Source organism: Stenotrophomonas sp. 99219_Sma (assembly GCF_056480785.1).
In genome coordinates this window covers 3,095,810-3,121,475 of record NZ_CM151117.1, presented here as the reverse complement: position 1 = coordinate 3,121,475, position 25,666 = coordinate 3,095,810, and the positions used below count along the sequence as shown (strand labels likewise).

Here is a 25,666-nt window from a genome sequence, read left to right as displayed (position 1 = left end):
ATGGCCCGGCGCTACCGGCGCGTGGGCGCGCGGAAATCCGCTCTATTGCAGGTCGCGAAGATTCAGCTTCCGCAACGTCGGGTTCTTCCACGCCGTGATCCCGGCCACGCTCAGCACCGCGAACCCGCCCAGCACCACCGCTGGCACCAGGCCGAGCAGCTTTGCCATCGTGCCGGCATAGAACGCGCCCAGTTCGTTGGACGAACTGATGAAGATGCCGTTGATCGACGACACCCGTCCGCGCATCTCTTCCGGCGTGGCCAGCTGCAGGATGGTCGAGCGGATCACCACCGAGACGCCGTCGAAGGCCCCATAGAACAGCAGGATCAGCGCGGACAGCCAGAAGTGCTGCGACAGCCCGAAGCTGATCACGCACAGGCCGAAGCCGGCCACCGCGAACAGCAGCACGCGGCCGGCATTGCGGTGCAGCGGGTGGCGCGCCAGCCACAGGCCAACGCAGACCGAGCCCAGCGCCGGCATTGCGCGCAGGATGCCCAGGCCTTCCGGGCCGTGGTGCAGGATCTCGTGCAGGAACGCCGGCAGCATCGCCACCACGCCGCCCAGCAGCACCGAGAACATGTCCAGTGCCATCGCCCCGACCATGATCCGGTTGCCGACCACGAAGCGCGCGCCTTCAGCGATGCTCTTGAAGATCGGGGCGGCCGGGCCGGTATGCACCGGTTCTTCCACCTTCAGCGTGGCCAGGCAGGCCATCGCCACCAGCGCGAAGCCCGTGGCCACCGCGTAGGACAGGCCCTTGCCGCCGAAGCCGACCAGCACGCCGCCCAATGCCGGACCGGCCACCATGCCGGCCTGGAACACCACGGCGCCGAGGCCAGCGCCACGTGCGAACTGGTCACGGGCCAGCACGCGGGCGAACAGTGCGTTGTAGATTGGCGACAGGAAGGCGCGGACCATGCCGGTCAGCGCAATGGCCGCATAGATCGGCCACACGCCTTCGAACGGCAGCCAGCCCTTGGCCACGCCGGTCAACACCAGCGCGGTGGCGATCAACCCGGAGCAGGCGACCATGCCGAGCCGGCGGCGCGGCAGGTGGTCGACCAGATAACCGGCGAACGGTGCGACGCAGAAGAACGGCAGCACCTCGGCCAGGCCAACCAGGCCCAGCGAGAACGGATTGCGGGTGACTTCGTAGATGTGCCAGCCGACGGTGACCGCGACCACCTGGTAGGACAGCATCGCGAAGATGCGGTAGGCCAGCAGCTTGGCGAAACCGGGCCGGGACAGCAGCCCCAGCGCGGTGTCTTCGGCCGTGGCGGGTTCGCTCACGACGGGTCGCGCTGCAGCTGGGCCTGCGCGGTCTCGCGGATGAAGGCCAGCATCGCCGCCACGCCGTTGCTGCGGGTGGGCGAGAGGTGGCGGGCCAGGCCGATGTCCTGGATGTAGCTCGGTTCGGTGGCCAGGATCTCCTGCGCCGAGCGCCCGGAGTACACGCGCAGGGCCAGGAAGATCAGGCCGGAAACGATGGCCGAATCACTGATGGCGTGGAAGCGCAGCGACTGCGCATTGCCTTCCGGCACGATCCAGACCATCGACTGGCAGCCGAGCAGGCGGTGCTCTTCGGTCTTCCATTCGTCCGGGAAGGCGGGCAGCTTACGGCCGAGGTCGATCAGATACTGGTAGCGCTCGGACCAGTCGCCGAAGAAGCCGAATTCCTCGGCGATGGCGGTCTGGGCCTCGGCGGCGGTGGATTCAAGCGGGAACGGAGAGTCGGTCACAACAGTCTCTACAGTGGAGCGTGGCCGGCGGACCGGCCACGGGGCAGGGTGGGTCAGCCGCGCTTGCGCGACCAGCGCACGCCCTGCGGGGTGTCTTCCAGCACGATGCCTTCGGCGGCCAGCTGGTCGCGGATGGCGTCGGAACGGGCGAAGTCGCGTGCCTGCTTGGCGGCGGCACGCTCGTCGATCAGGCCCTGGATGCGGGCATCTTCGCCATCATCGCTGGCCGCGGTGCCGAACCACTGCGCTGGATCGGCCTGCAGCAGGCCCAGGGCCAGGCCGGCACCGAGCAGTTCGCCCTTCAGGCGCGCCTGTTCGGCAGGGTCGGTGGCCCGGCGTGCATCGGCGGCGATGCGGGCCACTTCGGCCAGTGCCTGCGGGGTGTTCAGGTCGTCATCAAGAGTCGCCTCGACCGTGGCCGGGATCGCCACGACCGCCTCGACCGACGCCAGCTCGCGCAGCGTGCCGTACAGGCGGTCCAGGGTGCGCACCGACTGCTCGATGAGGCCATCGGACCAGTCCAGCGGCTGCCGGTAGTGGGCCGACAGCAGGGCCAGGCGCAGCGCTTCCGGCGGGTGCTGGCGGACCAGATCGTGCACGCGTTCGATGTTGCCCAGCGACTTGCTCATCTTGGCGCCGCCGAAGTTGAGCATGCCGTTGTGCAGCCAGAAGCGGGCGAAGATCTTGCCGCCGTGGGCGCATTCGCTCTGCGCAAGCTCGTTCTCGTGGTGCGGGAACTGCAGGTCGACGCCGCCGGCATGGATGTCGATGGTCTCGCCCAGGTGGGCGGCGGCCATCGCCGAGCATTCGATATGCCAGCCCGGGCGGCCACGGCCCCAGGGAGACTCCCAGCCAGGGAGGTCGTCGCTGGACGGCTTCCACAGCACGAAATCGCCCGGGTCGCGCTTGTACGGGGCCACGTCGACGCGGGCGCCGGCCAGCATCTCTTCCGGGTCGCGGCGCGAGAGCTTGCCATAGCCTTCGAAGCTGGCCACCGCGAACAGCACGTGGCCTTCGGCGGCGTAGGCATGCCCGTTGGCGATCAGCTGCTCGATCATGGTGATGATCTGCGGAATGTGCGCGGTTACTTCGGGCTCGATGTCCGGCGGCACCACGCCCAGCGCGGCCATGTCTTCACGGTAGGCGGCGGCGAACCTGTCGGTGATGGTGCTGATCGGCACGCCCTGCTCACGCGCGGCGTTGTTGATCTTGTCGTCCACGTCGGTGATGTTGCGCGCGTAGCGCAGGCCACCGAAACGGCGCCGCAGCAGATCGGCCAGCACTCCGAAAACCACTGGGCCACGGGCGTTGCCGATGTGCACGTAGTTGTAGACCGTCGGGCCGCACACATACAGGGTCGGACAGGCCGGGTCGAGCGGGGTGAACGGTTCGAGCTGGCGAGTCAGGTTGTTGTGCAGGCGCAGGGTCATGGGGCTGTGGCTGGGGGACAAGCCTGTGATTTTAGAACGTGTCGGCCCCCTTTGGGGGCACCGCCTGCCACCGGTGGACGCCGGGTCCAACCAGGGTGGGGTGGGCAGGAGCAGCGTGGACGGGTAATGTTCAGCCCCTTGCGCTCGCCACTGCCTACACTATTGCCGTGTCCTTGCTCCCTTCGCCAATGAAATCCACCGCGTTGCTGACCCTGGCCTGCCTGTCGGCGCTGGCCGCCGTGGCGCAGGCGCAGGAGGCCGAGCCCCGCAACCGGGTGGTGATCGTGGAGAACGTGAAGTTCGACTACGCGCAGGTACTGAACGTCGAACCCGTGTTCCAGACCCTGCGCGCGACCCGTACCGAAGAACACTGCGAGCCGGTCTCGACCCGGACCCTGGCGCCGGTCAATGTCACTGGTGAGGAGCCGGTCGAGGACAAGGGCCGGATCAGCCGCTTCTGGGACTCGGTACGCTCGATGTTCAAGCGCAGCGATGAAGAGGTCTCCGAGGACACCGCCGCCGAGTCACCGGCCCCGGCGCCGGCACCGGCCAACAATGGTCCGATGCTGACCCGCGACTGTCGCATCGTGCCGGTGGGACGTGAATTCCGCCGGCCCATCGCCTACGACGTGGACTACGTCTACAAGGGCACCAAGTACCGCTCGCGGCTGCCGGAAGATCCCGGCAACCGGCTCAAGATCCGGGTGTCGATCACCCCCTGGGTCGGCCCCGAGCAGGGCGCCGCCGGCAATCCCTGATTCTGCGACCCCGGCCCCTTGCGTCGGCCCCGGCCGCATGCAAAGATGGATGACCATGAAGCTCACCGACTTCCAGCACGACAGCAGCGCAGCCCGACAGGCGTCGGGCATGACCTCGCGTGCGCGTCGACCGGAACCCCACATCCTCGCTGGGTAACCGGAGCTTTTTGCTGTTCGTCCGAAAAAAACCCCAGCCCGCCGGCTGGGTTTTTTCGTTTCCGCGTCATGAAAGCTGCAACTGCAACCTTTTCGTTCCACCTTTGCTTCCTGTTTTCCCTTCCACCGCGTCGAACCCGGCGCCGCCACGCAAGGAAAGATGATGTCCCCCAAGCACTTCCTGAACACCCAGGACTGGAGCCGCAGCGAGCTCGACGCGCTGCTGACCCAGGCCGCGCTGTTCAAGCGCAACAAGCTCGGCGACCAGCTCAAGGGCAAGTCGATCGCGCTGGTGTTCTTCAATCCGTCCATGCGCACCCGCACCAGCTTTGAACTGGGTGCGTTCCAGCTGGGTGCCCACGCGGTGGTGCTGCAGCCGGGCAAGGATGCGTGGCCGATCGAGTTCAACCTCGGCACGGTGATGGACGGCGATACCGAAGAGCACATCGCTGAAGTGGCCAAGGTGCTGGGCCGTTACTGCGACATCATCGCCGTGCGTGCGTTCCCCAAGTTCATCGACTGGGCCTACGACCGCCAGGACATCGTCCTCAACAGCTTCGCCAAGTACTCGCCGGTGCCGGTCATCAACATGGAGACCATCACCCACCCGTGCCAGGAGCTGGCCCACATCATGGCCCTGCAGGAGCACTTCGGCACCCAGGACCTGCGCGGCAAGAAGTACGTGCTGACCTGGACCTACCACCCCAAGCCGCTGAACACCGCAGTCGCCAATTCGGCGCTGACCATCGCCACCCGCATGGGCATGGACGTGACCCTGCTGTGCCCGACCGCCGACTACATCCTCGACGACCGCTACATGGGCTGGGCCGAGCAGAACGTGGCCGAGAGCGGCGGCTCGCTGAAGATCAGCCATGACATCGACAGCGCCTACGCCGGTGCCGACGTGGTCTACGCCAAGAGCTGGGGCGCGCTGCCGTTCTTCGGCAACTGGGAACCGGAAAAGCCGATCCGCGACCAGTTCAAGCACTTCATCGTGGACGAGCGGAAGATGGCGCTGACCAACAACGGTGTGTTCAGCCACTGCCTGCCGCTGCGCCGCAACGTGAAGGCCACCGACGCGGTGATGGATTCGCCGCAGTGCATCGCCATCAACGAAGCCGAAAACCGCCTGCACGTGCAGAAGGCGATCATGGCCGCGGTTGCCGGGCGCTGAATCAAGCAAGGGGTAGAGCCGACCGTTGGTCGGCTGCTCCCGCAGCGGCGCATCCAACATTTCAGCCGACCAGCGGTCGGCTCTACCGAATTCCCATCCCCCAAGTGGACCTGATCCCCATGAGCAACAAAGACGTCGTTCTCGCCTTCTCCGGCGGCCTGGATACCAGCTTCTGCGTGCCGTACCTGCAGGAGCGCGGCTACAACGTGCACACCGTGTTCGCCGATACCGGCGGCGTGGATGATGAAGAGCGTGATTTCATCGAGAAGCGCGCCGCCGAGCTGGGCGTGACCAGCCACGTCACCGTCAACGGTGGCCCGGCCATCTGGGAAGGCTTCGTCAAGCCGTTCGTGTGGGCCGGTGAGGGCTACCAGGGCCAGTACCCGCTGCTGGTCTCGGACCGCTACCTGATCGTCGATGCCGCGCTGAAGCGTGCCGCCGAACTGGGCACCAACATCATCGCCCACGGCTGCACTGGCATGGGCAACGATCAGGTCCGCTTCGACCTGGCGGTGAAGGCCCTGGGTGACTACCAGATCATCGCGCCGATCCGCGAGATCCAGAAGGAACACACCCAGACCCGCGCCTACGAGCAGAAGTACCTGGAAGAGCGCGGCTTCGGCGTGCGCGCCAAGCAGCAGGCCTACACCATCAACGAGAACCTGCTGGGCCTGACCATGTCCGGCGGCGAGATCGACCGTTGGGAAGCGCCGGGCGAGGGCGCCCGTGGCTGGTGCGCACCGCGCAGCGAGTGGCCGGAGCAGGCGCTGAACGTGACCCTGAAGTTCGTCGAGGGCGAAGCCGTCGAACTGAACGGCAAGGCGTTGCCGGGCGACCAGATCCTGGCCCAGCTCAACAAGCTGTTCGCCCCGTACGGCGTTGGCCGCGGTGTCTACACCGGCGACACCGTGATCGGCCTGAAGGGTCGCATCGTGTTCGAGGCCCCGGGCCTGGTGTCGCTGCTGGCCGCGCACCGCGCGCTGGAAGATGCCGTGCTGACCAAGCAGCAGAACCGCTTCAAGCCGGACGTGGCGCGCAAGTGGGTGGAGCTGGTCTACGAAGGCTTCTACCACGACCCGCTGAAGACCGACATCGAGGCCTTCCTGAAGTCCTCGCAGGCCAAGGTCAACGGCGAAGTGGTGCTGGAAACCCGCGGCGGCCGCGTCGATGCAGTGGCGGTGAAGTCGCCGCACCTGCTCAACACCAAGGGCGCCACCTACGCGCAGTCGGCCGACTGGGGCGTGGAGGAGGCCGAGGGCTTCATCAAGCTGTTCGGCATGAGCTCGACGCTCTTTGCTCAAGTCAACCGTGGTTGACTTGAGCACGAGCCCGCGCATTTCACCTTAACCCTGCGCCGTTGGCGCGCCCCCTTCAACAAGAAGGGGGCTCTCCTCCAGATGCGCTCCGGTAGCGCTGGGCCATGCCCGGCGGAATTCCACAGGATTGTTGATTCATGCTTGAACAGACGCTCGATCACCTGCAGGCCCTGGTGTCCTTCGACACCCGCAACCCGCCGCGTGCGATCACCACCGGTGGCATCTTCGATTACCTGCGCGCGAACCTGCCCGGCTTCAACGTCGAGGTGATCGACCACGGTGCCGGTGCGGTCAGCCTGTACGCCGTGCGTGGTACGCCGAAGTACCTGTTCAACGTGCATCTGGATACCGTGCCGGATTCGCCGCACTGGAGTGCCGACCCGCACGTGATGCGGCGTCTGGAAGATCGTGTGATCGGCCTGGGCGTGTGTGACATCAAGGGTGCCGCCGCTGCACTGGTGGCCGCGGCCAACGCCAGTGATGGCGATGCCGCGTTCCTGTTCTCCAGCGACGAAGAAGCCAACGATCCGCGCTGCATCGCCGCGTTCCTGGCCCGTGGCCTGCCATATGAAGCGGTGCTGGTGGCGGAGCCGACCATGAGCGAAGCGGTGCTGGCGCACCGTGGCATCAGTTCGGTGCTGATGCAGTTCGCCGGCCGCGCCGGGCACGCGTCGGGCAAGCAGGATGCGGCCGCCAGCGCGCTGCACCAGGCCATGCGCTGGGGCAACTGCGCATTGGACCATGTGGAATCGCTGGCCTCGGCGCGCTTCGGCGGGCTGACCGGCCTGCGCTTCAACATCGGTCGCGTCGAAGGTGGCATCAAGGCCAACATGATCGCGCCGGCCGCCGAAGTGCGGTTCGGGTTCCGTCCGCTGCCGTCGATGGACATCGATGGCCTGCTGGCGACCTTCGCCGGCTTTGCCGAACCGGAAGCGGCACTGTTCACCGAAACCTTCCGTGGCCCCAGCCTGCCGGCCGGTGACATCGCCGAGGCCGAGAACCGCCGTCTGCTGGCACGCGACGTGGCCGATGCGCTGGAACTGCCGATCGGCAACGCGGTGGACTTCTGGACCGAAGCCTCGCTGTTCTCGGCCGGCGGCTACACCACGCTGGTGTTCGGCCCGGGTGACATCGCCCAGGCCCACACCGCCGATGAGTTCGTGACGCTGGAGCAGCTGCAGCGCTACACCGACGCCGTGCACCGCATCATCGCCGCCGGCGCCTGATCGACCCCACAACGCCGCCCGGCCCTGGCCGGGTGGAACTGCAACGCGGCGACCGCCGCCTGTGACGAAACCGAAATGTCTCCTGCCCTCCAGCCCCACCGCCAGACCCGCCAGACCATCGTGCGCCTGCTTTCCAGCATGGCCAGCGCGAAGGAGATCAGCCAGTACCTCAAGCGCTTCTCGCAGCTGGACGCCAAGCGCTTTGCCGTGGTCAAGGTCGGCGGCGCGGTGCTGCGCGACGATCTCGACGCGCTGACCTCTTCGCTGTCGTTCCTGCAGGAAGTCGGCCTGACCCCGATCGTGCTGCACGGCGCCGGCCCGCAGCTGGATGCCGAGCTGTCGGCCGCCGGCATCGAGAAGCAGACTGTCAACGGCCTGCGCGTGACCTCGCCGGAGGCGCTGGCGATCGTGCGCCGGGTGTTCCAGCAGTCCAACCTGCGCCTGGTGGAGGCGCTGCAGCAGAACGGCGCGCGTGCTACTTCGATCACCGGCGGCGTGTTCGAAGCGGAGTACCTGGACGTGGACACCTACGGCCTGGTCGGCGAGGTGAAGAAGGTCAACCTGGCGCCGATCGAGGCCAGCCTGCGCGCCGGCTCGATCCCGGTCATCACCAGCCTGGGCGAAACCGCGGGTGGCCAGATCCTCAACGTCAACGCCGACTTCGCCGCCAACGAGCTGGTGCAGGAGCTGCAGCCGTACAAGATCATTTTCCTGACCGGCACCGGCGGCCTGCTGGACGAGCAGGGCAGCGTGATCGATTCGATCAACCTGTCCACCGAGTACGACCACCTGATCGCGCAGCCGTGGATCCACGGCGGCATGAAGGTGAAGATCGAACAGATCAAGGACCTGCTCGACCGCCTGCCGCTGGAATCGTCGGTGTCCATCACGCGTCCGGCCGACCTGGCCAAGGAACTGTTCACCCACAAGGGCTCGGGTACGCTGGTGCGCAAGGGCGAGAAGGTGCTGCGCGCCACCGCGTGGGACGAGCTGGACTTGCCGCGCCTGAAGGGCCTGATTGAATCCAGCTTCGGCCGCACCCTGGTGCCGGACTATTTCCAGAAGACCAAGCTGCTGCGCGCCTACGTCAGCGAGAACTACCGCACCGCGGTCATCCTCACCGACGAAGCCGAGGGCGTGTACCTGGACAAGTTCGCCGTGCTCGACGATGCACAGGGCGAAGGCCTCGGCCGTGCGGTGTGGAACGTGATGCGGGATGAAACGCCGCAGCTGTTCTGGCGTTCGCGCAATGGCAACCCGATCAATCACTTCTACTATGCTGAATCCGATGGCTGCTACAAGCAGGGCCATTGGAAGGTGTTCTGGTACGGCGCCGATGGCATCGACCGGATCAGCACCTATGTCGACCACTGCGCCCAGCGCGCCCCAAGCCTGAAGGACTGAATGATGGACCATTCCGATCACTGGACTACGATTCCCACCTTGCGCGGCCAGCACGTGACACTGCAGCCGTTGCAGCCCGAGCATGTGCCTGGCCTGCGCGCCGCCGTGGAGGGCAGCGGCCTGGACCAGCTCTGGTACACCCAGGTGCCTTCGCCGGAGCGGGTCGAGCACTATGTGCAGGCCGCGCTGCAGGCGCAGGCGGAAGGCAAGGTGCTGCCGTTCGTGATCCTCGATGCGGCGGGTGACATCGTGGGTACCACCCGCTTCTACGACCTGGATGCCGGCGTGCCCAAGCTCAGCCTGGGCTACACCTGGTATGCACCGCGCGTGCAGCGTACCGGCGTCAACACCGAAACCAAGCTGTTGCTGCTGCAGCACGCCTTCGAAACCATGGGCTGCATCAGCCTGGTGCTGGAAACCAGCTGGTTCAACTTCACCTCGCGTACCGCCATCGCCCGCCTCGGTGCCAAGCAGGACGGCGTGCTGCGCAACCACAAGCGGCACGCCGACGGCACGCCGCGCGACACCGTCATCTTCTCCATCATCGATACGGAATGGCAGGGCGTGAAGCGCCACCTGCAGTACCGCCTGGACAGCCACGCATGAACGATTCGACTTTCACCCTGGGCATCGTCGGCGCCCGTGGCCATACCGGCGCCGAGCTGATCAAGCTGGTGGCCGCACACCCGCGGCTGAAGCTGGCTTTCGTGTCCTCGCGCGAACGCGCGGGGCAGCGCCTGTCCGACCACCATCCGGAGTTCCAGGGCGAGCTGCAGTACGAGAATCTGGACGCCGACGCGGTGGCCGCCAAGGGCGTGGACGCGGTGATCCTGGCCCTGCCCAACGGCCTGGCCGCACCGTTCGTGGCCGCACTGGAAGCGGCGAAGCCGGACACCGTCATCGTCGACCTGTCGGCCGACTACCGCTTCGACAACAGCTGGTACTACGGCCTGCCGGAGCTGACCCGAGGCCGCTACAACGGCCAGAAGCACATCAGCAACCCGGGCTGCTATGCCACGGCGATGCAGCTGGCGGTGCATCCGCTGCTGGACCTGCTGGCCGGCCCGCCGCAGTGCTTCGGTGTGTCCGGCTATTCCGGCGCCGGCACCACGCCGTCGGACAAGAACAACGTCGAACTGCTCGCCGACAACCTGATGCCGTATGCGCTGACCAACCACGTGCACGAGCGTGAAGTGTCGGTCCAGCTGGGCGTGGCGGTTGAATTCATGCCGCATGTCGCGCCGCATTTCCGTGGCATCACGCTCACCGCCAACCTGTGGCTGAACCGCGTGCAGACCCGCGAACAGATCGTCGAGCGCTTCCAGCAGGCCTATGCGGGCGAACCGCTGATCGAGGTAGTGGATGACGCGCCGTGGGTCAGCCGCATTGCCGGCCGCCACGGTGCCCAGGTCGGTGGCTTCACGCTGGCCCCGGGTGGCAAGCGGGTGGTGGTGGTGGCGACCCTGGACAACCTGCTCAAGGGCGCGGCCACCCAGGCCATGCAGAACCTCAACCTCGCGCTGGGCATCGACGAACTGACGTCGATCCCGCACTGAACACGTATTCCGGAGCCCCCATGGCAGACCTTCTTTGGCAGAAGCCCGGCGTCGCCGTCGACGCCCAGATCCAGGCCTTCCTCGCCGGCGATGACGTGATCCTCGATCGCGAATTCTTCCTGCACGACATCGCCGCCAGCGCCGCGCATGCACAGGGCCTGCAGCACATCGGCATCCTCAGCGCCGATGAACTGGCCGGCCTGCTGCGCGAGCTCGACGTGCTGGCGCAGGACTTCCGCGAAGGCCGCTTCGTGCTGGACACGCAGTACGAAGATGGTCACTCGGCGATCGAAGCGCGCCTGACCGAACGCCTCGGCGATGCCGGCCGCAAGATCCACACCGGCCGCAGCCGCAACGACCAGATCCTGGTCGCCACCCGCCTGTGGCTGAAGGAGAAGCTGCAGCGCGTGGCACAGCTAAGTGCCGAAGTGGCCAAGGTCGCGCTGGACCGCGCACAGGCCGAGAAGGACCTGCCGATTCCCGGCTACACCCACATCCAGCGCGCCGTAGTGTCCTCGGCCGGCATGTGGTGGGCGGGCTGGGCCGAGGCCTTCATCGACAATGCCATCCGCGCGCGTGACACCCATGCGCTGGTCGATGCCAATCCGCTCGGCACGGCTGCCGGCTACGGCGTGAACCTGCCGCTGGACCGCGAGCACACCACGGCCGCGCTCGGTTTCGCGCGCATGCAGATCTCGCCGATCTACGCACAGCTGTCGCGCGGCAAGTTCGAGCTGGCCGCGCTGGAAGCGCTCGGTGGTGCCACGCTGGACCTGCGCCGCATCGCCTGGGACCTGTCGCTGTTCACCAGCGCCGAGTTCGGCTTCGTCGCGCTGCCGGCGCAGTACACCACCGGCAGTTCGATCATGCCCAACAAGCGCAACCCGGACGTGATCGAGCTGATGCGTGCGACCCACGCCAGCGTCGCCGCCGCGCGCACCGAGATCGAGCAGCTGCTGTCGCTGCCCTCGGGCTACCACCGCGACCTGCAGTCGTCCAAGGGTGCCATCTTCCACGGCTTCGGCCGTGGCCTGGCCGCGCTGGAGCTGCTGCCGGCGCTGCTGGCCAACCTGGAATGGCGTGACGACAAGCTGCGTGCGGCCATCGATTCGGGCATGTATGCCACCGACGTGGCGGTGGAAGCGGCCGTGGCCGGCGTGCCGTTCCGTGAGGCCTACAAGGCCGCTGCGGCCGGTGCCGACAGTGCAGGGCAGGGGCGTACCCCGGAAGGCAGCCTGGCCGCACGCGTATCGCCGGGTTCGGCCGCCCACCTGCGCCTGGACGAACTGCGCGCGCGCTGGCAGGCGCTGTCCTGATGACGGGCACTGTCTACCTGGTGATGGCGATGCGCCGGCCGGACTTCAACGATGCAGCGGTGCAGCCGCACCGCGATTTCCTCGATGCGTTGCAGGCGCAGGGCAAGCTGCAGCTGACTGGTGGTTTCGCCGACGGCAGTGGTGGCGCCTATGTGCTGTGCAACGTGGACAGCCTGGCGCAGGCGCAGGCCATCGTCGCCACCGATCCGCTGGTGACGATGCAGGCCTCCGAGCTGACCGTGCACGAATGGAACACCCGCTGAGAGACTGACTGATGACCCTGCACGCCGCCAACGCCGCTTCGCCGTTTCCGCAACAGGCGCTGCCGCCGTGGCGGCGTGCGGTGCTGAAAGTCGGCAGCAGCCTGCTGGCAGCCGATGGCGGCGGCCTGTCACCACGCCACGCGCTGGGCCTGGCCCAGTTCGTCTCGGCCAATGTCCTGGCCGGGCGCGAAGTGGTGATCGTGTCTTCCGGCGCTGTCGCTGCCGGGCGCGCGATCCTGCCGCGGGCCGATGAACCTGGCGCGGCGATGGCGGCGCGGCAGGCGCTGGCTGCGCTCGGCCAGGCCCAGCTGATCGGGCTCTGGCAGCGCTTCTTCGAGCGCCCGGTGGCGCAGGTGCTGCTGACCCATGACGACCTGCGCAACCGCCGCCGCTACCTCAACGCCCGCGCCACGCTCAACGAACTGCTGCGGCTGGGAGCATTGCCGGTGGTCAACGAGAACGACACCGTGTCGGTGGACGAGCTCAAGCTTGGCGACAACGACAACCTGGCGGCGACGGTGGCGGCGCTGGTCGATGCCGATGCGCTGTTCATCGCCACCGATATCGATGGCCTGTACAGCGCCGACCCGCGCACCGTGGCCGACGCGCGGCCGCTGCACGACGTGCCGGAACTGAGTGACGAGGTGCTGGCGATGGCCGGCGGCGCCGGCTCGCGCGCCGGTACCGGCGGCATGCGGACCAAGCTGGAAGCGGCAGCGAAGGCGGGTCGTCTCGGCATCGAGACCTATCTGTTCAATGGCCGCAGCGGTGACGTGGTACGCGCGCTGGCCCAGGACCGCCTGTTCGGTACCCGTATCCACGCCGCGCGCAGCCGTGAGGCGGCCCGCAAGCACTGGCTGCGGCACGCGCCGCTGGTCGAGGGTGCGATCGTGATCGATGCCGGCGCGGCGCAGGCGATGCGCGAGAAGGGCGCCTCGCTGCTGCCCGGCGGCATCACCGGCGCGGAGGGCATGTTCCGCCGTGGCGACATGGTGCAGGTGTGCTGGAACGCGCCACAGGGCCGCGTCTGCGTGGCGCGCGGCGTCAGCCAGTACGCGGCCGATGATGTGCGCCGGATCGCTGGCCGCCATTCGCGCGACATCGAGGCCGTGCTGGGCTACAACTACGGTGGCAGTGTCGTCCATCGCGACGATCTGGTGCTGCCATGACCGGTTTGAAGGACTCCCCGATGAGCGAAATCGAAGCGCAGGCGCGTGCCTGCCGTGACGCGGCCCAGATCGTTGCCGGCCTCGACAGTGCGGCGCGCCGCACGCTGCTGCTGGCAATGGCCCAAGCGCTGGAAGTGAGTGCCGGGCTGATCCTGGCCGGTAATGCGCGCGACCTTGCCGCTGCGCGCGAGAAAGGCATTGGCAGTGCCATGCTCGACCGCTTGGCGCTGGACCCGGCACGCCTGTTCGCGATGGCCGAAGCCGTGCGTGAGGTCGCCGCGCTGCCCGATCCCGTCGGCCAGATCACCCGCGACGATGTGCGTCCAAACGGCATCCGCGTGCAGAAGGTGCGCGTGCCGCTGGGCGTGATCGCGATGATCTACGAGGCGCGCCCGAACGTGACCGCCGAAGCGGCCGCGCTGTGCCTGAAGGCCGGCAATGGCGTGATCCTGCGCGGTGGTTCCGAAGCGGTCCACTCCAACACCGCCATCGCCCAGGCGCTGGCCGGCGCCCTGCAGGCCAATGGCGTACCGGCGGCGGCAGTGACCGTGCTGACCGACCTGCGCCGCGAAGCAATGCTGGAGCTGCTGCAGCTGCATGAACTGATCGATCTGGCGATTCCGCGCGGCGGCGAAGGCCTGATCCGCTTCGTTGCCGAGCATGCGCGGGTGCCGGTGATCAAGCACTACAAGGGTGTCTGCCACCTGTTCGTGGATGCCAGCGCCGACCTCGGCAAAGCCATCGACCTTCTGGTGGACGGCAAGTGCAGCCGTCCGTCGGCCTGCAACTCGCTGGAGACCCTGCTGGTGCATCGTGATGTGGCCGAAGCCTTCCTGCCGCGCGTGGCGCAGGCGCTCGGTGAGCGTGGCGTGGAGCTGCGCGCCGACACGAACGCGCAGCCGCTGCTGCCGAGCAGCACCGCCGCCAGCGAAGACGACTACGCTGCCGAGTTCCTCGACCTGGTGCTGGCCGTGCGCGTGGTTGATGACCTCGAGGCGGCCATCGCGCACATCCGTGCCTATACCTCCGACCATACCGAAGTGATCGCCACCGAAGACGCCGGCCATGCCGAGCGCTTCGTCACTGCGCTGCGCTCGGCGATAGTGATGGTCAATGCCTCGTCTCGCTTCTCCGACGGTGGCCAGCTGGGCCTGGGCAGCGAGATCGGCATTTCCACCACGCGCCTGCATGCGTACGGCCCAATGGGCCTGGAAGCACTCACCGTCGAACGATTTGTCGTGCGCGGTGAAGGGCAGACGCGCAAGTAGATCCACGCGATGCGCGGATGCTCTTCGCGTTAGACCCCGGTGCCGACCAAGGTCGGCACCCACCAGAGAGAACGCCGACCAAGGTCGGCATCTACCGTGCAGCAGGGCTACACAACCTCGCGGCGGATGCCGATCGGCCGCGCGTGGTCGTCCATGTGCAGCGTGGCGGCCTTGCAGCCCAGCAGGCGTTCGGCCAGGCCGGTGCTGGCCCCCAGGTCGGCGGCCACTTCGTTGAGGCTGGCCAGCGGCCGCGGCAGGCGCCGGTCGTGGCCGCGGAAGCGCGCGCGGTTGTACTCGGCCCAGCCGATCAGCAGTACGCTGGCGCACAGCAGCATCAGCGGCAACGCCACCAGCACATAGGGGTCGAACTGGCTTTGCCGTTCGTACAGCTGCTGCCAGGCCAGCTGGCCGCCGACCAGCCACGACACCAGGGTGACCAGTGGCGCCCACAGGTAGAAGTAGAACCCCCAGAACGCGAGGGTGACGAAGCCCCAGGCGGTGCGCTGGAAGCGTGGTTGGCGATGCGGCTTGCGGATCATCCGCGAGTCGAAGCGGTTGGACGGGCGTTGTGCGTTCATCGGATCCCTCGATCGGGACTGGTCCAGGTGGCGCGCTTGCTGCGACGGCGCAGCAGGGTTTTCGGCAACGCCACCAGGGTGGTGGAAAGGCTGATCAACCAGTACGCCATCGGGTACCAGATGACCCAGAAGTAGTTGCGTCCAATCTGTGTTTCGTAACGACGGTCGATGATCAGGCTGCTGGCGAACTGCAGCAGGCAGACCAGGGCCAGGATCACGCCATGCCACTCCGGCAGCAGGCTGGCGATATGCAGTTGCGGGGGCAGTTCGATGAACTTGCCCAGCGCCCACAGCACCACGATGAACAACATGGTGTAAGCCCAGATCACGCTGAGCACGTACTCCAGCAGTACGCCCCACATGCGCCGCTCCTTCCAGTGCAGCAGCGAGCGGGCGTGGCGCAGCATCACCTCCACGCCGCCCTGGGCCCAGCGCAGCCGCTGCCGCCACAGCCCCTTCAGGGTTTCCGGCATCAGGATGAAGCATAGTGCGTTGGGTTCGTAGCGGATGTCCCAGTGCGCGCGCTGCAGGCGCCAGCTGATGTCGATGTCTTCGGTCACCATGTCATCGGACCACCAGCCGACCTGGTGCAGCGCGGTGCGGCGGAAGCCGGCGATCACGCCGGAGATGGTGAAGATGCGCCCGTACACCCGCTGCGCGCGCTTGATCATGCCGATGATCGAGGAGAACTCGGCCACCTGCAGGCGTCCGAGCAGGGTGGAGCGGTTGCGGATGCGCGGGTTGCCGGTGACCGCGCCGACCCGGTTGCCGCTCACCAGGTGCCAGATCATCCAGTGCAGCGCGTGTTCTTCCAGCATCGCGTCGCCGTCGATGCACACCAGGTATTCCGAGCGTGCGGCGAGCGCCCCCATGCGCAGCGCATTGGCCTTGCCGAGGTTGCGGTCCAGGTGCAGCACGCGCAGCCGTGGGTGCTTTGCCGCCAGGGCGTCCAGCCGCGCACCCGTGTCGTCGCTGCTGCCGTCGTCGATGGCGATCACCTCATAGTCGGCCGGGTAGCGCTGGGCCAGCGCCGCGCCGAGTGTGTCGTCGAGGTTTGCCGACTCGTTGTGGCAGGGAATCAGCAGGCTCGCGAACGGTGGATCGACCATCAGCGGCGGGTCGTTGCGTGGGCGCGAATGGCGTTCGCGCCGGAAGTAGTAATACAGGCCGCCCGACATCCAGAAGAATGCCATCACCATCGGGTAGTAGAAGGCGAACTGGAACAGGACCTGCAGCAACGGATGCATGTCCATGTCACTTCTCCGGGTACGGGAAGTTGCCGGCGGACATTGCCGCGCGGGCATCGCGGGTGGAGGGCTGGTCGGCGATGAAGTCGTCCGGGTACCAGGCGAAGTGGTGCACGCCCTGCGCCTGCAGCTGGCGGATCTGCGCGCGCAGGCGCTCGGCAGGAATCGGTTGCCCGCTGCGCCAATCGACGGTCTGCAGTTCGAACAGGGTGTGCTGCAGCTGTGGGTCATGTGCACGCACCGCGGCCAGCAGCTGGTCGAGCCAGCGTTCCGGATGCTTGCTGCCTTCCATCCACGGCATCGCCATCAGTGCGGTCTGGTCGTAGGCCTTGTTGAACAGGTCCAGGCGCTGCGCGAACCAGGCTTCGCTCTGCGGGCGCAGCACCGGCTCCGCGTACAGGTTGCGCACCGTGGCCAGCTTCGGCCGCCAGCGCTGCGCGCTGTTGCGCAGCGCCAGGGTGAAGTCGATCAACGCCTGCGTGCGTGCGCTGCCCCCATCGCCGGCCGCCAGCGTGGGCAGCTCGGTATCGCGCAGGTACCCATCGTCATGGAACAGCAGGCCCTCGAAGTAGGAGTTGACCGCCAGATCCTCGTAGAGGTCGAGCATGACCTGGCGCGCCTGGGGATTGGTGAAGTCCAGCCGGTACATGCCATCGGCATCGCCGTTGCGGATCGCCAGCGCCTTGCGCTGCACCGGGTCGGGCAGCTCGAAGCCGAGTACCGGCAGCCATGCGTAGACCTTCACCCCCGCACGCGATTTCAGCTGCCAGGCGACGCGACTGAACAGGTCCGCGCGCATCGGCATGTGGCGGTTGGGGAAGTACAGTGCATCGGCGGTGTTGTTGCCGTCCGGGTCGGCGAACGCCTGCAGGTAGACGTGCGTCGGTGCGATGCGCTTGACCCGCTCGATCAGTGCATCCAGATTGCGCGCCTGCTGTGCGGGCTCGGGGTCGTAGACATCATCCAGGTCGATCTGCAGGGCACGGATGCCATCGAGCGCGACGTCGCGGCGCAGCTCGTAGGCCAGCCCTTCCACGGTCGGGTTGTCGCTGACCAGGAAGCGCGCCAGGCCATGCAGGTCGCTGGCCACCGGCGTGCTGCGGCCCTCCAGATCGAAGGACACCGGCATGCCCAGCTGCTCGGCGATGTCGTTGCTCAACTGGTTGTAGGCCGCGTATGGCCATACGATGGCGCGCGGGCGCACGCCCAGATGCTGCTCGATGCGCTGCACGCTACGCGAGAGATCGGCGCGCAGGCGTTGCGCGTACTGCGCCTCGCTCTCATAGCTGCGCGTGGCGGGGTTGTAAACGCGGGTCACGACAGCCGGGGTGGAGTTCCCCTGTGGGTTGGCGAGCACCCCGTGGTGCAGGTCGTCGGTATGGCTGGCCACTTCGATCAGGCCGCTGTCGTGCATCTGCTTCAGCTGTGCCCAGGTGATGAAGTCGTCGCGGCCGAACGGCCGGTAGCCATAGTCGATGGTGCGGCCAGGTGCCATGTCCACGTAGTCGGTGATCACCGCCACCAGCGCCGGATAGCGGTAAGCCTGCAGCAACGGGAAGGCCTTGTCGTAGACGCTGCGCAGGCCGTCATCGAAGGTCAGCAGTACCGGTTTCGGTGGCAGCGTGGCGCGTCCCCGGGAGGCGTCGATCACCTGCGACAGCGACACCGGGTGGTAACCGTGTGCCCCCAGCCAGTCCAGATGGGCGGCGAAGTTCTGCGTGCTCACCGCATAGGTATCGGCATCCCCCTTGGCTGCGACCTGATCGCGGATGTCGTGGTAGCTGAGGATCAGCAGGCCGTTGTCGATCGCATCGAGATGCAGGGCCTGCTGCGCGAAGGCCGGCGGCGCAGCCGACAGCAGCAGGAGCACGATCAGGCGCAGGATGCGGGTCATGTCAGTCTCCCCAGCGCAGTGCGGCTTCGAAGCCGATATGGCGTTCGCGATGGCCGTCGTAGACCGGCCGCGACCAGCGCACGCCATACTCGAACACGCGGCCCTGGCCCAGCTGCCACTCGTGCATGTATGACACCGACGGCACCAGTGCACTGCCGAAGCCGTCCTGCCAGTAATCGCCCAGCGAGACGGTCAGCCGGTGGCGGAAGTGGCGTTCGTAGTGGCGCCACAGCTGCTGGTCGATGCGCAGGCCGATCTCGACCATGCGATCACGCTTCGGGTTGAAGTAGGGAGCATCATCGCGGCTGCCGCGACTGGTGTATGCACTGCCCAGGCCATCGATCAGCCACCGTGGGCGTGTCAGCAGCCGCTGCTCGACGCTGGTGCTGAACAGTTCGCGATGGTTGCCATCGTCGTAGCGGAAGCGGCTGGCGCCGAACATCCAGTGCGTGCGTTCGCTGCGCCGGTAGTCGACCTGCGCGCTGACGCTGTCGGCAGTGATGCCGGCCACGCGCGCCTGCATTGATGCATCCGGATCATTGCGTGCGGCGGTCAGTCCGGCATACCAGTGGTCGTTGAACTGCCAGCCCGCGCCGACGCGCAGGCCGGTATCACCGATGTGGTCGTTGGCGCGCAGCACTGCAGCTTCCGCATCCAGACGGCCGAATCGGTAGCGTACGCCCGCGCCCAGCCACAGCGGGTCGATGCGCTGGTCCTGGAAATCGACCGAGCGCCGGTCGGCGAAGGCGAACAGCCGCCAGCGATCGTCGAGTACGGGTGTCTGGACTTCCATGCCATAGCGGCGGTCGTCGTTGCCCAGTGGCGAGGTGCCACCACCGCCGGAACTGCGTCCGATGTCGGTCCATGCCTTCAGCTGCCAACCGCGGTGCGCGCGCCAGGCCTGGTCCATGCGTTCGACGGCGGGCTGGGTGGGGTAGCGCGCGACCAGATCGTCGTGCAGCGGTCGCGCCAGGTCATCGCGCTGCAGGGCGACGTAGGCTTCCTGCATGCCCAGCCGTGGCTCGATGTCGCGCGGGTCCAGCGCATGCGCCATCTGTTGCCGTTGCAGCGCCCTGCGTGGCCAGCCGCGCATCATGTACACGCTGCCCAGCGCGCTCTGCAGGCCGCCGTTGCCCGGTGCGATGTCGACCATCGATTCCAGATCGCGCTGCGCGGTGGGCAGGTCACCGCTGTAGGCGCGCACCATCGCCAGGTTGAGGTCGGCTTCGTAGCGCGACCAGTTTGGATACGGCGACTTGCCGTTGCTCCAGCGCCAGGCAGGTTCCTTGTCGCGCCACGCCTGCAGCAGGTCGACGGCCTTTTCCTGCTGCTCGCTTTCCAGGTAGGCGTAAGCCAGTTCCGAATGCGAGGCGTCGCGCGTCGGATCACCTGCGACGGCCGCCTGCAGCACCGGAATGGCTTCTTCCGGATGCAGCGTGCCCATCAGCGAATCGCCGACCGCAGGCAGAACATAGTCGGGCAGGGCATGGCCTTCAGCCTGCAGTGCGCGGGCTTCTTCTCGCACCTGCGCATGGCGGCCCAGCCGGTTGAGCAGGATCAGCCGGTCCATGCGGATGCGCAATGGCGCCTGCACAGGTGGGGTGCCTTCGCTGCCCAGATAGCGCTGCATGCGCGCCAGGGTCGATTCGGCTTCTTCCAGCCGGCTGTCTTCGCTGCTGCTGTAGGCCAGGCTCCAGACCACCAGCTTGGCCAGGTAGTCGCCTTCGATGCGTTGCTTCTGAGCAGCGTCGAACAGTTGCGGGCGCTGCTGGTACAGCTCCCAGGCGCGCCAGGCATTGCCGATGTCGCCCAGGGTCAGGACGCGCAGCTTGAACAGCAGGTCGTCGTTGGGCTGCTGCTGGCTGGCGCGCTCGATCGCGCCGAGCGCATCCAGCCAACGGGCCTGGTCGCGGTAGCGGCCGATCTCGGCCAGGGCCGCCTCGCGGTCAGGCGGGGCAGCGCTGCTGGCCCAGGCCAGGGCGGTACAGGCAAGGCCGACGCAGAGCGCCAGCCGGCGGTGGACAACCATTGGGGACCCCCTTGGCTTCCGAACCAGACAACCTGAAAAATGTGACGCACATCACATGCCAGATTTTGGGATGGCCGTGGCCTGCGTCACTCCCCTCGCGAACTCCCATCCAGCAGGGATGGGCGAAACCAGGACAGCGACCTGCAATGTCTTGTCTGAAACGAGAGTCCCCCGCACACCGAGTGGTGGCCTGGGCGGCGCTGCCGCCCCCATGCCCGATGCCGGCACGCGGCAAGGATGGGCATTCGTGGGCACTATCCGCCCGGAATTGTCAGCCCGGCGTCAAAATGCGCAGACGGGCTGACGAGCGGTAGGTGGGGCCGGTTGCGAGGCCCCACGTGGCTTACCAGAGGTCTTCCAGCTTGCGCGGCTTGCAGGCCACCCAGGAGGCGCACAGCATCAGGGTGGCGCAGCCGAACAGGAAGCTGAATGGGATCGTCCAGCCGTCGCTGACGGTGTGCAGCCAGCCGACCAGGAACGGCCCCAGGCAGCTGAAGCTGTAGCCCACGCCCTGCATGAACCCGGACAGCGCGGCCGAGCCGGTGGGGGTGCGGGTGCGCAGGTTGATCAAGGTCAGCGCCAGCGGGAAGGTGGACGGACCGACGCCGAGCAGGCAGGCCCACAGCAGCGGCGCTTTCATCGGGGCCACAAGCAGGCCGGTGAAGGCGATCACGAACGAGAAGAAACCGATCAGCACCAGCGGGAACGGGTTCTGCAGGCGCACCGCCATCGACGGAATGACCAGCGACGGCAGCAGGCCCAGTGCCGAGAACACGGCGACCATCACGCCGCCGAACGCGGGCGTGCCACCGGCCTCGACCACGATGCGTGGCAGCCAGGTGAACATCGAATAGGTCATCAGCGAGGTCATGCCGAACATGAGCGTCATGCTCCAGCCCAGCGACGTGCGCCAGACCTTGCCGTGCGGCTGTGCGGTGGGATCGGTGGCGTCCGCCTGCGGCTTCGGTGCGCGCCTGGCCAGCAGCAGCCACGGCAGGGCGGCGGCCAGCGCCAGCAGCGCCCACATGCCCAGCGATACGCGCCAGCCCGCAGCATTCGCCACCGGCACTGCCAGCAGCGCCGGCAGCATCGTGCCCAGCTGCAGCACGCTGATGTACAGCGTGCTCATGGTGCCAACCTTGTTGGCGAAATAGCGCTTCACCAGCGGCGGCACCACCACGTTGCCGATGCCCATGCCGGCCAGTGCAACCACCGAACCGAGCAGCAGCGTGCCGACGTTGCCGGCGCTGGAACGCAGCAGCAGGCCGGCCATCGCCATCACCATCGCCAGCAGCGTGGTGCGTTCCAGGCCCAGGCGCCGCGCCAATGCCGGCGTGGCCACGCCGAACAGCGCGAACGAGGCGGTCGGCAGCATGCCCAGCACGCCGGTCATGGTGGTGCCGAAGCCGAACTGCTGGCCGAGCACGTCCAGCAGCGGGGTGATCGAGGTGACCGCAGTGCGCAGGTTGACCGCTGCCAGCAGGATCGCGGCAAACGCGAGGACACGACCGTGCAGCAGCGACGGCGAATCGGAAGGGGAGGAACTCATCGGTGGTCCTTGCAGGTGTCGCACGCCGCAGCAACGGCATGCAGCGCCGGCATCGGTCTACGCCGAAGCGGCAGGTGGGGGGGGGGGGCTGCAGGAGGGCCGGCAGCGCGGCCATTGTACGTGCGCTGCGCGGCAAGGTCCCGTCACGCGGGCGGCCTGGCGCTTGATACAAAAAAACCCGGAGGACAGTGATGTCTTCCAGGCTTCTTGGTGACCACCGAAGTGGTCGGGGAGACAGGATTCGAACCTGCGACCTCTACGTCCCGAACGTAGCGCTCTACCAGACTGAGCTACACCCCGAAGGGAGCCGCCTATTCTAGCGATTCACCCCGATGGCGGCAAGGGGTGAATGCTGTTTTCTTCACACTGCCGAAGCAGTGCCACTTCAGGGAACAAAAAAGCCTGGACGACTTCACCAGGCTTCAATGCGACCACTTGAGTGGTCGGGGAGACAGGATTCGAACCTGCGACCTCTACGTCCCGAACGTAGCGCTCTACCAGACTGAGCTACACCCCGAAGGAGCCGCCTAAGATACCGTGTGAAGGCCCTGTCGGCAACCCTTTTTTACAGTTTCAATGCACGTCGTTGTCGGTGCGGGCGCTTTCGCGCGCTTCGAACCACATCCCGTTGAGGATGGCCACGACCGAGGCCAGTCCGGCACCGAGAATCCAGGCGAAATACCACATGGTCAATCTCCTATGTTCAAGGGATGTGCCGACCGTGGGCCGGCACACCGGCAATCAGTAAGCGTTGGGGTTGTCGCCCATTTCCTCGACCGTCGTCTTGCCCTTCAGTACGCGGTACACCCAGGTGGTGTAAGCGATGATGATCGGCAGGAAGATGGCCGTGGCCAGCAGCATGACCCACAGCGTCAGATGGCTGGACGAGCTGTCCCAGACAGTCAGGCTGGAGGTGGGCTGGCTGGAGGACGGCAGCAGGAACGGGAAGATCGCAAAGCCGACGGTCAGGATGATGCCGGCGATCGAGGCGCCCGAGGCGATGAAGGCCAGGCCACCACGACGTGCGCGCAGCAGTACCGCGCTGGCCAGTGCGCCCAGCAGGCCCAGCACCGGGAACACCAGCGTCGCCGGCATGGAGCTGTAGTTGCGCAGCCAGCCACCGGCGACCGTGCCCAGTTCGGCGGTCTTCAGCAGCGGATTGGTCGGGCCATCGGTGACCACCTGCGAGGTGATCTGGTAACCCGGCAGGCCGAAGGCCACCCAGGCACCGGCCACGGCGAACAGCACAAAGCTGACGATGGCGGCGACGCTGCCATAACGTGCGGCACGTTCGGCCACCGGGCCGTCGGTCTTGATCACCAGCATGGCCGCACCATGCGAAACCAGCATGGCCACGCTGATCAGGCCGGCGATGAGCGCGAACGGGGTGAGCAGGCCGAAGAACGAACCGGTGTAGGTCACGCGCAGGGTGTCATCGAAGTGGAACGGCACACCCAGCAGCACGTTGCCCACGGCGACGCCGGCAATCAGGCCCGGCAGCAGGCCGCCGATGAACAGCACGCGGTCCCAGTTGTCGCGCCAGCGCTTGGACGGCAGCTTGCTGCGGTACTTGAAGCCGACCGGGCGCAGGATCAGCCCGAACAGCATCGCAAACACCGCCAGGTAGAAGCCGGAGAAGCTGACCGCATACAGCGGCGGCCATGCGGCGAAGATCGCGCCACCACCCAGCACCAGCCAGACCTGGTTGCCTTCCCACACCGGGCCGACGGTGTTGATCACCAGCCGGCGTTCTTCATCGGTCTTGGCCACGAACGGCAGCAGTGTGCCGACACCAAGATCGAAACCATCCATCACGGCCCAGCCGATCAGCAGGATGCCGAGCAGCAGCCACCAGATCACGCGGAGCGTGGTGTAATCAAGTGCAATGAATTCCATCTGGATTCTCCTGCCTCAGGCCTGGCCGGGGGCGACTGCATTGGGGGAAGCGGGGCGGATATCGGCCTGCAGCGAGGGCAGGATGTCGTCCGGACCCTTGCGGACCGCCTTCAGCATCAGCTTGATCTCGATGATCAGCAGCACCGTGTACAAGCTGGTGAACACCGCCAGCGTGGTCAGGATTTCATGCAGTGCCAGGCCCGATGCCGCGTAGAAGGTGGGCAGCACACCATCCACCGCCCACGGCTGGCGGCCGTACTCGGCGACGAACCAACCGCACTCGATCGCGATCCACGGTGCCGGCAGCGACCACACGGCCAGCTTCAGGAACCAGCGCTTGTCCTGGAAGTTGTTGCGGCACGAGAAGTAGAACGCCAGTGCGAAGAAGGCGATCAGGTAGAAGCCCAGGCCCGCCATGATGCGGAAGGTCCAGAACAGCGGGGCCACGCGCGGGACGGTATCCATCGCGGCCTTGGAGATTTCCTCCGGCGTCGCGTTGAGGATGTCTTCGCGGTAGCGCTTCAGCAGCAGGCCGTGGCCGAGATCCTGCCAGTGGCGATCGAACATCTCGCGTGCTTCGAGGTCGTTCCGGTTCTTCTTCACGCGTTCCAGTGCGCCATAGGCGATCTGGCCGCCGCGGATGCGGTGCTCGGCACGCTCCACCAGTTCCAGGATGCCCGGGATCGGCTGGTCCAGCGAACGGGTGGCGATCAGGCCCATCAGGTACGGGATCTTCACCGCGTAGTCGTTCTGGTGGGTGTCCTGGTTGGGAATGCCGAAGGCGGTGAAGTCGGCCGGTGCACGCTCGGTTTCCCACATTGCTTCGATCGCGGCCAGCTTCATCTTCTGGTGTTCGCTGGCGGCGTAACCACTCTCGTCACCCAGCACCACCACCGACAGCGAGGACAGCAGGCCGAAGGCTGCGGCCACCGCGAACGAACGGCGGGCCATGTCCCGATGCTTGTTGCGCAGCAGGTACAGGGCGCTGATCGACATCACGAAGATCGCACCGGTCACGTAGCCGGCACTGACGGTGTGCACGAACTTGGCCTGGGCCACCGGGTTCAGCAGAACCGCAGCGAAGTCGACCACTTCCATGCGCATCGTTTCCGGGTTGAACACCGCACCGGTCGGGTTCTGCATCCAGCCGTTGGCGATCAGGATCCACACCGCCGACAGGTTGGTGCCCAGCGCCATCAGCCAGGTCACAGTGAGGTGCTTGACCGGGCTCAGGCGCTTCCAGCCGAAGAAGAACAGGCCGATGAAGGTCGCTTCCAGGAAGAACGCCATCAGGCCTTCGATGGCCAGCGGCGCACCGAAGATGTCGCCCACGTAGTGGCTGTAGTACGACCAGTTCATGCCGAACTGGAACTCCATCACCAGGCCGGTGGCCACGCCGATGGCGAAGTTGATGCCGAACAGGGTGCCCCAGAACAGGGTCATCTGCCGCCAGACCTGCTTGCGGGTCATCACGTACACGCTCTCCATGATGGCCACCATGAAGGACAGGCCAAGCGTGAGCGGTACGAATAGGAAGTGGTACATCGCGGTCAGAGCGAATTGCAGCCGCGACAGTTCTACGACTGTCTGATCAATCATGGCCTGGCTACCTCGTTGGATAGTGCCGTTGCAGGTGGCGGGAAGGGTGGTCTACGGGGTGAATGATGTGACCGACTACTTCAAACAGCCTTGATCCAG

The 25,666-nt window shown here is 66.7% G+C and carries 22 protein-coding genes and 2 tRNA genes; 11 read left to right on the top strand and 13 right to left on the bottom strand.

Annotated elements, in window-relative coordinates; translation table 11 throughout:
- Nucleotides 1-42 precede the first annotated feature (42 nt).
- From ACZK13_RS14345 to cysS, 3 genes are read right to left on the bottom strand one after another with little or no spacing between them, the layout of a single operon-like run.
- On the bottom strand, nt 43-1,290 hold the full coding sequence (locus tag ACZK13_RS14345) for an MFS transporter (protein WP_032129395.1): 1,248 nt from the start codon (nt 1,288-1,290) through the stop codon (nt 43-45).
- A complete protein-coding gene (locus ACZK13_RS14340; protein ID WP_253143604.1) occupies nt 1,287-1,739 on the bottom strand; it encodes a SufE family protein in 453 nt (150 codons plus the stop codon). The genes ACZK13_RS14345 and ACZK13_RS14340 overlap by 4 nt, the downstream gene beginning before the upstream one ends.
- 53 nt (nt 1,740-1,792) lie before the next feature.
- Entirely contained in the window at nt 1,793-3,169 is a 1,377-nt protein-coding gene (gene cysS, locus ACZK13_RS14335; RefSeq protein ID WP_032129396.1) for a cysteine--tRNA ligase, read from the bottom strand.
- A gap of 188 nt (nt 3,170-3,357) precedes the next feature.
- Here cysS and ACZK13_RS14330 point away from each other — a divergent pair, with 188 nt between their 5' ends.
- From ACZK13_RS14330 to ACZK13_RS14280, 11 genes are all read left to right on the top strand, one after another.
- Nucleotides 3,358-3,927: a glycine zipper 2TM domain-containing protein gene (locus tag ACZK13_RS14330; protein ID WP_032129397.1), complete on the top strand. Its 570-nt coding sequence runs from the start codon at nt 3,358-3,360 to the stop codon at nt 3,925-3,927.
- A 319-nt stretch (nt 3,928-4,246) separates the two neighbouring features.
- Nucleotides 4,247-5,257, top strand: coding sequence for an N-acetylornithine carbamoyltransferase (locus ACZK13_RS14325; RefSeq protein WP_032129398.1), 1,011 nt, complete (start codon nt 4,247-4,249; stop codon nt 5,255-5,257).
- 119 nt (nt 5,258-5,376) lie between these two features.
- Entirely contained in the window at nt 5,377-6,573 is a 1,197-nt protein-coding gene (locus ACZK13_RS14320; protein ID WP_125894472.1) for an argininosuccinate synthase, read from the top strand.
- A gap of 137 nt (nt 6,574-6,710) precedes the next feature.
- Nucleotides 6,711-7,799, top strand: a complete 1,089-nt coding sequence (locus ACZK13_RS14315) for an acetylornithine deacetylase (protein ID WP_253143603.1) — start codon at nt 6,711-6,713, stop codon at nt 7,797-7,799.
- Between the two features lie 75 nt (nt 7,800-7,874).
- Nucleotides 7,875-9,203 carry an acetylglutamate kinase gene (locus ACZK13_RS14310; protein WP_253143602.1) on the top strand — a complete coding sequence of 443 codons (1,329 nt, stop codon included), beginning with the start codon at nt 7,875-7,877 and terminating at the stop codon, nt 9,201-9,203.
- 3 nt (nt 9,204-9,206) lie between these two features.
- Nucleotides 9,207-9,809, top strand: coding sequence for a GNAT family N-acetyltransferase (locus ACZK13_RS14305; RefSeq protein WP_049401159.1), 603 nt, complete (start codon nt 9,207-9,209; stop codon nt 9,807-9,809).
- The gene (argC, locus tag ACZK13_RS14300; RefSeq protein ID WP_253143601.1) at nt 9,806-10,759 is read left to right on the top strand and encodes an N-acetyl-gamma-glutamyl-phosphate reductase; all 954 of its coding nucleotides are present in this window, start codon (nt 9,806-9,808) and stop codon (nt 10,757-10,759) included. The genes ACZK13_RS14305 and argC overlap by 4 nt, the downstream gene beginning before the upstream one ends.
- A gap of 20 nt (nt 10,760-10,779) precedes the next feature.
- Nucleotides 10,780-12,075, top strand: a complete 1,296-nt coding sequence (gene argH / locus ACZK13_RS14295; RefSeq protein WP_253143600.1) for an argininosuccinate lyase — start codon at nt 10,780-10,782, stop codon at nt 12,073-12,075.
- Nucleotides 12,075-12,338 carry a YciI family protein gene (locus tag ACZK13_RS14290; RefSeq protein ID WP_024958392.1) on the top strand — a complete coding sequence of 88 codons (264 nt, stop codon included), beginning with the start codon at nt 12,075-12,077 and terminating at the stop codon, nt 12,336-12,338. The genes argH and ACZK13_RS14290 overlap by 1 nt, the downstream gene beginning before the upstream one ends.
- An 11-nt stretch (nt 12,339-12,349) precedes the next feature.
- The gene (proB, locus tag ACZK13_RS14285; RefSeq protein ID WP_099480726.1) at nt 12,350-13,507 is read left to right on the top strand and encodes a glutamate 5-kinase; all 1,158 of its coding nucleotides are present in this window, start codon (nt 12,350-12,352) and stop codon (nt 13,505-13,507) included.
- Nucleotides 13,504-14,775 (top strand): glutamate-5-semialdehyde dehydrogenase, encoded by a 1,272-nt coding sequence (locus ACZK13_RS14280; RefSeq protein ID WP_253143599.1) that lies wholly within the window; start codon nt 13,504-13,506, stop codon nt 14,773-14,775. The genes proB and ACZK13_RS14280 overlap by 4 nt, the downstream gene beginning before the upstream one ends.
- Before the next feature lie 107 nt (nt 14,776-14,882).
- Here the strand turns inward: ACZK13_RS14280 and pgaD are convergent, their stop codons facing one another.
- The 10 genes from pgaD to ACZK13_RS14230 form a co-directional block, all read right to left on the bottom strand.
- Nucleotides 14,883-15,353, bottom strand: coding sequence for a poly-beta-1,6-N-acetyl-D-glucosamine biosynthesis protein PgaD (gene pgaD / locus ACZK13_RS14275; protein WP_032129407.1), 471 nt, complete (start codon nt 15,351-15,353; stop codon nt 14,883-14,885).
- Nucleotides 15,350-16,606, bottom strand: a complete 1,257-nt coding sequence (gene pgaC / locus ACZK13_RS14270) for a poly-beta-1,6-N-acetyl-D-glucosamine synthase (RefSeq protein WP_010486660.1) — start codon at nt 16,604-16,606, stop codon at nt 15,350-15,352. Before pgaC ends, pgaD begins: the two co-directional genes overlap by 4 nt.
- Nucleotide 16,607: 1 nt before the next feature.
- Nucleotides 16,608-18,494, bottom strand: a complete 1,887-nt coding sequence (pgaB, locus tag ACZK13_RS14265; protein WP_032129408.1) for a poly-beta-1,6-N-acetyl-D-glucosamine N-deacetylase PgaB — start codon at nt 18,492-18,494, stop codon at nt 16,608-16,610.
- 1 nt (nt 18,495) lies between these two features.
- Nucleotides 18,496-20,523 (bottom strand): poly-beta-1,6 N-acetyl-D-glucosamine export porin PgaA, encoded by a 2,028-nt coding sequence (pgaA, locus tag ACZK13_RS14260; protein ID WP_125894456.1) that lies wholly within the window; start codon nt 20,521-20,523, stop codon nt 18,496-18,498.
- Between the two features lie 343 nt (nt 20,524-20,866).
- Entirely contained in the window at nt 20,867-22,072 is a 1,206-nt protein-coding gene (locus ACZK13_RS14255; RefSeq protein WP_032129410.1) for a CynX/NimT family MFS transporter, read from the bottom strand.
- A gap of 223 nt (nt 22,073-22,295) precedes the next feature.
- Nucleotides 22,296-22,372: transfer RNA gene (locus ACZK13_RS14250), tRNA-Pro, on the bottom strand.
- Between the two features lie 140 nt (nt 22,373-22,512).
- Nucleotides 22,513-22,589 (bottom strand) — tRNA-Pro (locus ACZK13_RS14245).
- Nucleotides 22,590-22,645: 56 nt separating this feature from the next.
- Nucleotides 22,646-22,759: a cytochrome bd-I oxidase subunit CydX gene (gene cydX / locus ACZK13_RS14240; protein WP_032129411.1), complete on the bottom strand. Its 114-nt coding sequence runs from the start codon at nt 22,757-22,759 to the stop codon at nt 22,646-22,648.
- Nucleotides 22,760-22,813: 54 nt separating this feature from the next.
- The gene (gene cydB, locus ACZK13_RS14235) at nt 22,814-23,968 is read right to left on the bottom strand and encodes a cytochrome d ubiquinol oxidase subunit II (protein ID WP_125894452.1); all 1,155 of its coding nucleotides are present in this window, start codon (nt 23,966-23,968) and stop codon (nt 22,814-22,816) included.
- A 15-nt stretch (nt 23,969-23,983) separates the two neighbouring features.
- Complete coding sequence (locus tag ACZK13_RS14230) at nt 23,984-25,567, bottom strand: cytochrome ubiquinol oxidase subunit I (protein ID WP_032129413.1); 1,584 nt, start codon at nt 25,565-25,567, stop codon at nt 23,984-23,986.
- Nucleotides 25,568-25,666 lie beyond the last annotated feature (99 nt).

Excerpts from the sequence above, each read along its gene's own strand:
- cysS (WP_032129396.1), bottom strand. The coding sequence starts at position 3,169 with ATGACCCTGCGCCTGCACAACAACCTGACTCGCCAGCTCGAACCGTTC.
- ACZK13_RS14330 (WP_032129397.1), top strand. The coding sequence starts at position 3,358 with ATGAAATCCACCGCGTTGCTGACCCTGGCCTGCCTGTCGGCGCTGGCC.
- ACZK13_RS14325 (WP_032129398.1), top strand. The coding sequence starts at position 4,247 with ATGTCCCCCAAGCACTTCCTGAACACCCAGGACTGGAGCCGCAGCGAG.
- ACZK13_RS14320 (WP_125894472.1), top strand. The coding sequence starts at position 5,377 with ATGAGCAACAAAGACGTCGTTCTCGCCTTCTCCGGCGGCCTGGATACC.
- ACZK13_RS14315 (WP_253143603.1), top strand. The coding sequence starts at position 6,711 with ATGCTTGAACAGACGCTCGATCACCTGCAGGCCCTGGTGTCCTTCGAC.
- ACZK13_RS14310 (WP_253143602.1), top strand. The coding sequence starts at position 7,875 with ATGTCTCCTGCCCTCCAGCCCCACCGCCAGACCCGCCAGACCATCGTG.
- ACZK13_RS14305 (WP_049401159.1), top strand. The coding sequence starts at position 9,207 with ATGGACCATTCCGATCACTGGACTACGATTCCCACCTTGCGCGGCCAG.
- argC (WP_253143601.1), top strand. The coding sequence starts at position 9,806 with ATGAACGATTCGACTTTCACCCTGGGCATCGTCGGCGCCCGTGGCCAT.
- argH (WP_253143600.1), top strand. The coding sequence starts at position 10,780 with ATGGCAGACCTTCTTTGGCAGAAGCCCGGCGTCGCCGTCGACGCCCAG.
- ACZK13_RS14290 (WP_024958392.1), top strand. The coding sequence starts at position 12,075 with ATGACGGGCACTGTCTACCTGGTGATGGCGATGCGCCGGCCGGACTTC.
- proB (WP_099480726.1), top strand. The coding sequence starts at position 12,350 with ATGACCCTGCACGCCGCCAACGCCGCTTCGCCGTTTCCGCAACAGGCG.
- ACZK13_RS14280 (WP_253143599.1), top strand. The coding sequence starts at position 13,504 with ATGACCGGTTTGAAGGACTCCCCGATGAGCGAAATCGAAGCGCAGGCG.
- pgaD (WP_032129407.1), bottom strand. The coding sequence starts at position 15,353 with ATGAACGCACAACGCCCGTCCAACCGCTTCGACTCGCGGATGATCCGC.
- pgaC (WP_010486660.1), bottom strand. The coding sequence starts at position 16,606 with ATGGACATGCATCCGTTGCTGCAGGTCCTGTTCCAGTTCGCCTTCTAC.
- pgaB (WP_032129408.1), bottom strand. The coding sequence starts at position 18,494 with ATGACCCGCATCCTGCGCCTGATCGTGCTCCTGCTGCTGTCGGCTGCG.
- pgaA (WP_125894456.1), bottom strand. The coding sequence starts at position 20,523 with ATGGTTGTCCACCGCCGGCTGGCGCTCTGCGTCGGCCTTGCCTGTACC.
- ACZK13_RS14255 (WP_032129410.1), bottom strand. The coding sequence starts at position 22,072 with ATGAGTTCCTCCCCTTCCGATTCGCCGTCGCTGCTGCACGGTCGTGTC.
- cydX (WP_032129411.1), bottom strand. The coding sequence starts at position 22,759 with ATGTGGTATTTCGCCTGGATTCTCGGTGCCGGACTGGCCTCGGTCGTG.
- cydB (WP_125894452.1), bottom strand. The coding sequence starts at position 23,968 with ATGGAATTCATTGCACTTGATTACACCACGCTCCGCGTGATCTGGTGG.
- ACZK13_RS14230 (WP_032129413.1), bottom strand. The coding sequence starts at position 25,567 with ATGATTGATCAGACAGTCGTAGAACTGTCGCGGCTGCAATTCGCTCTG.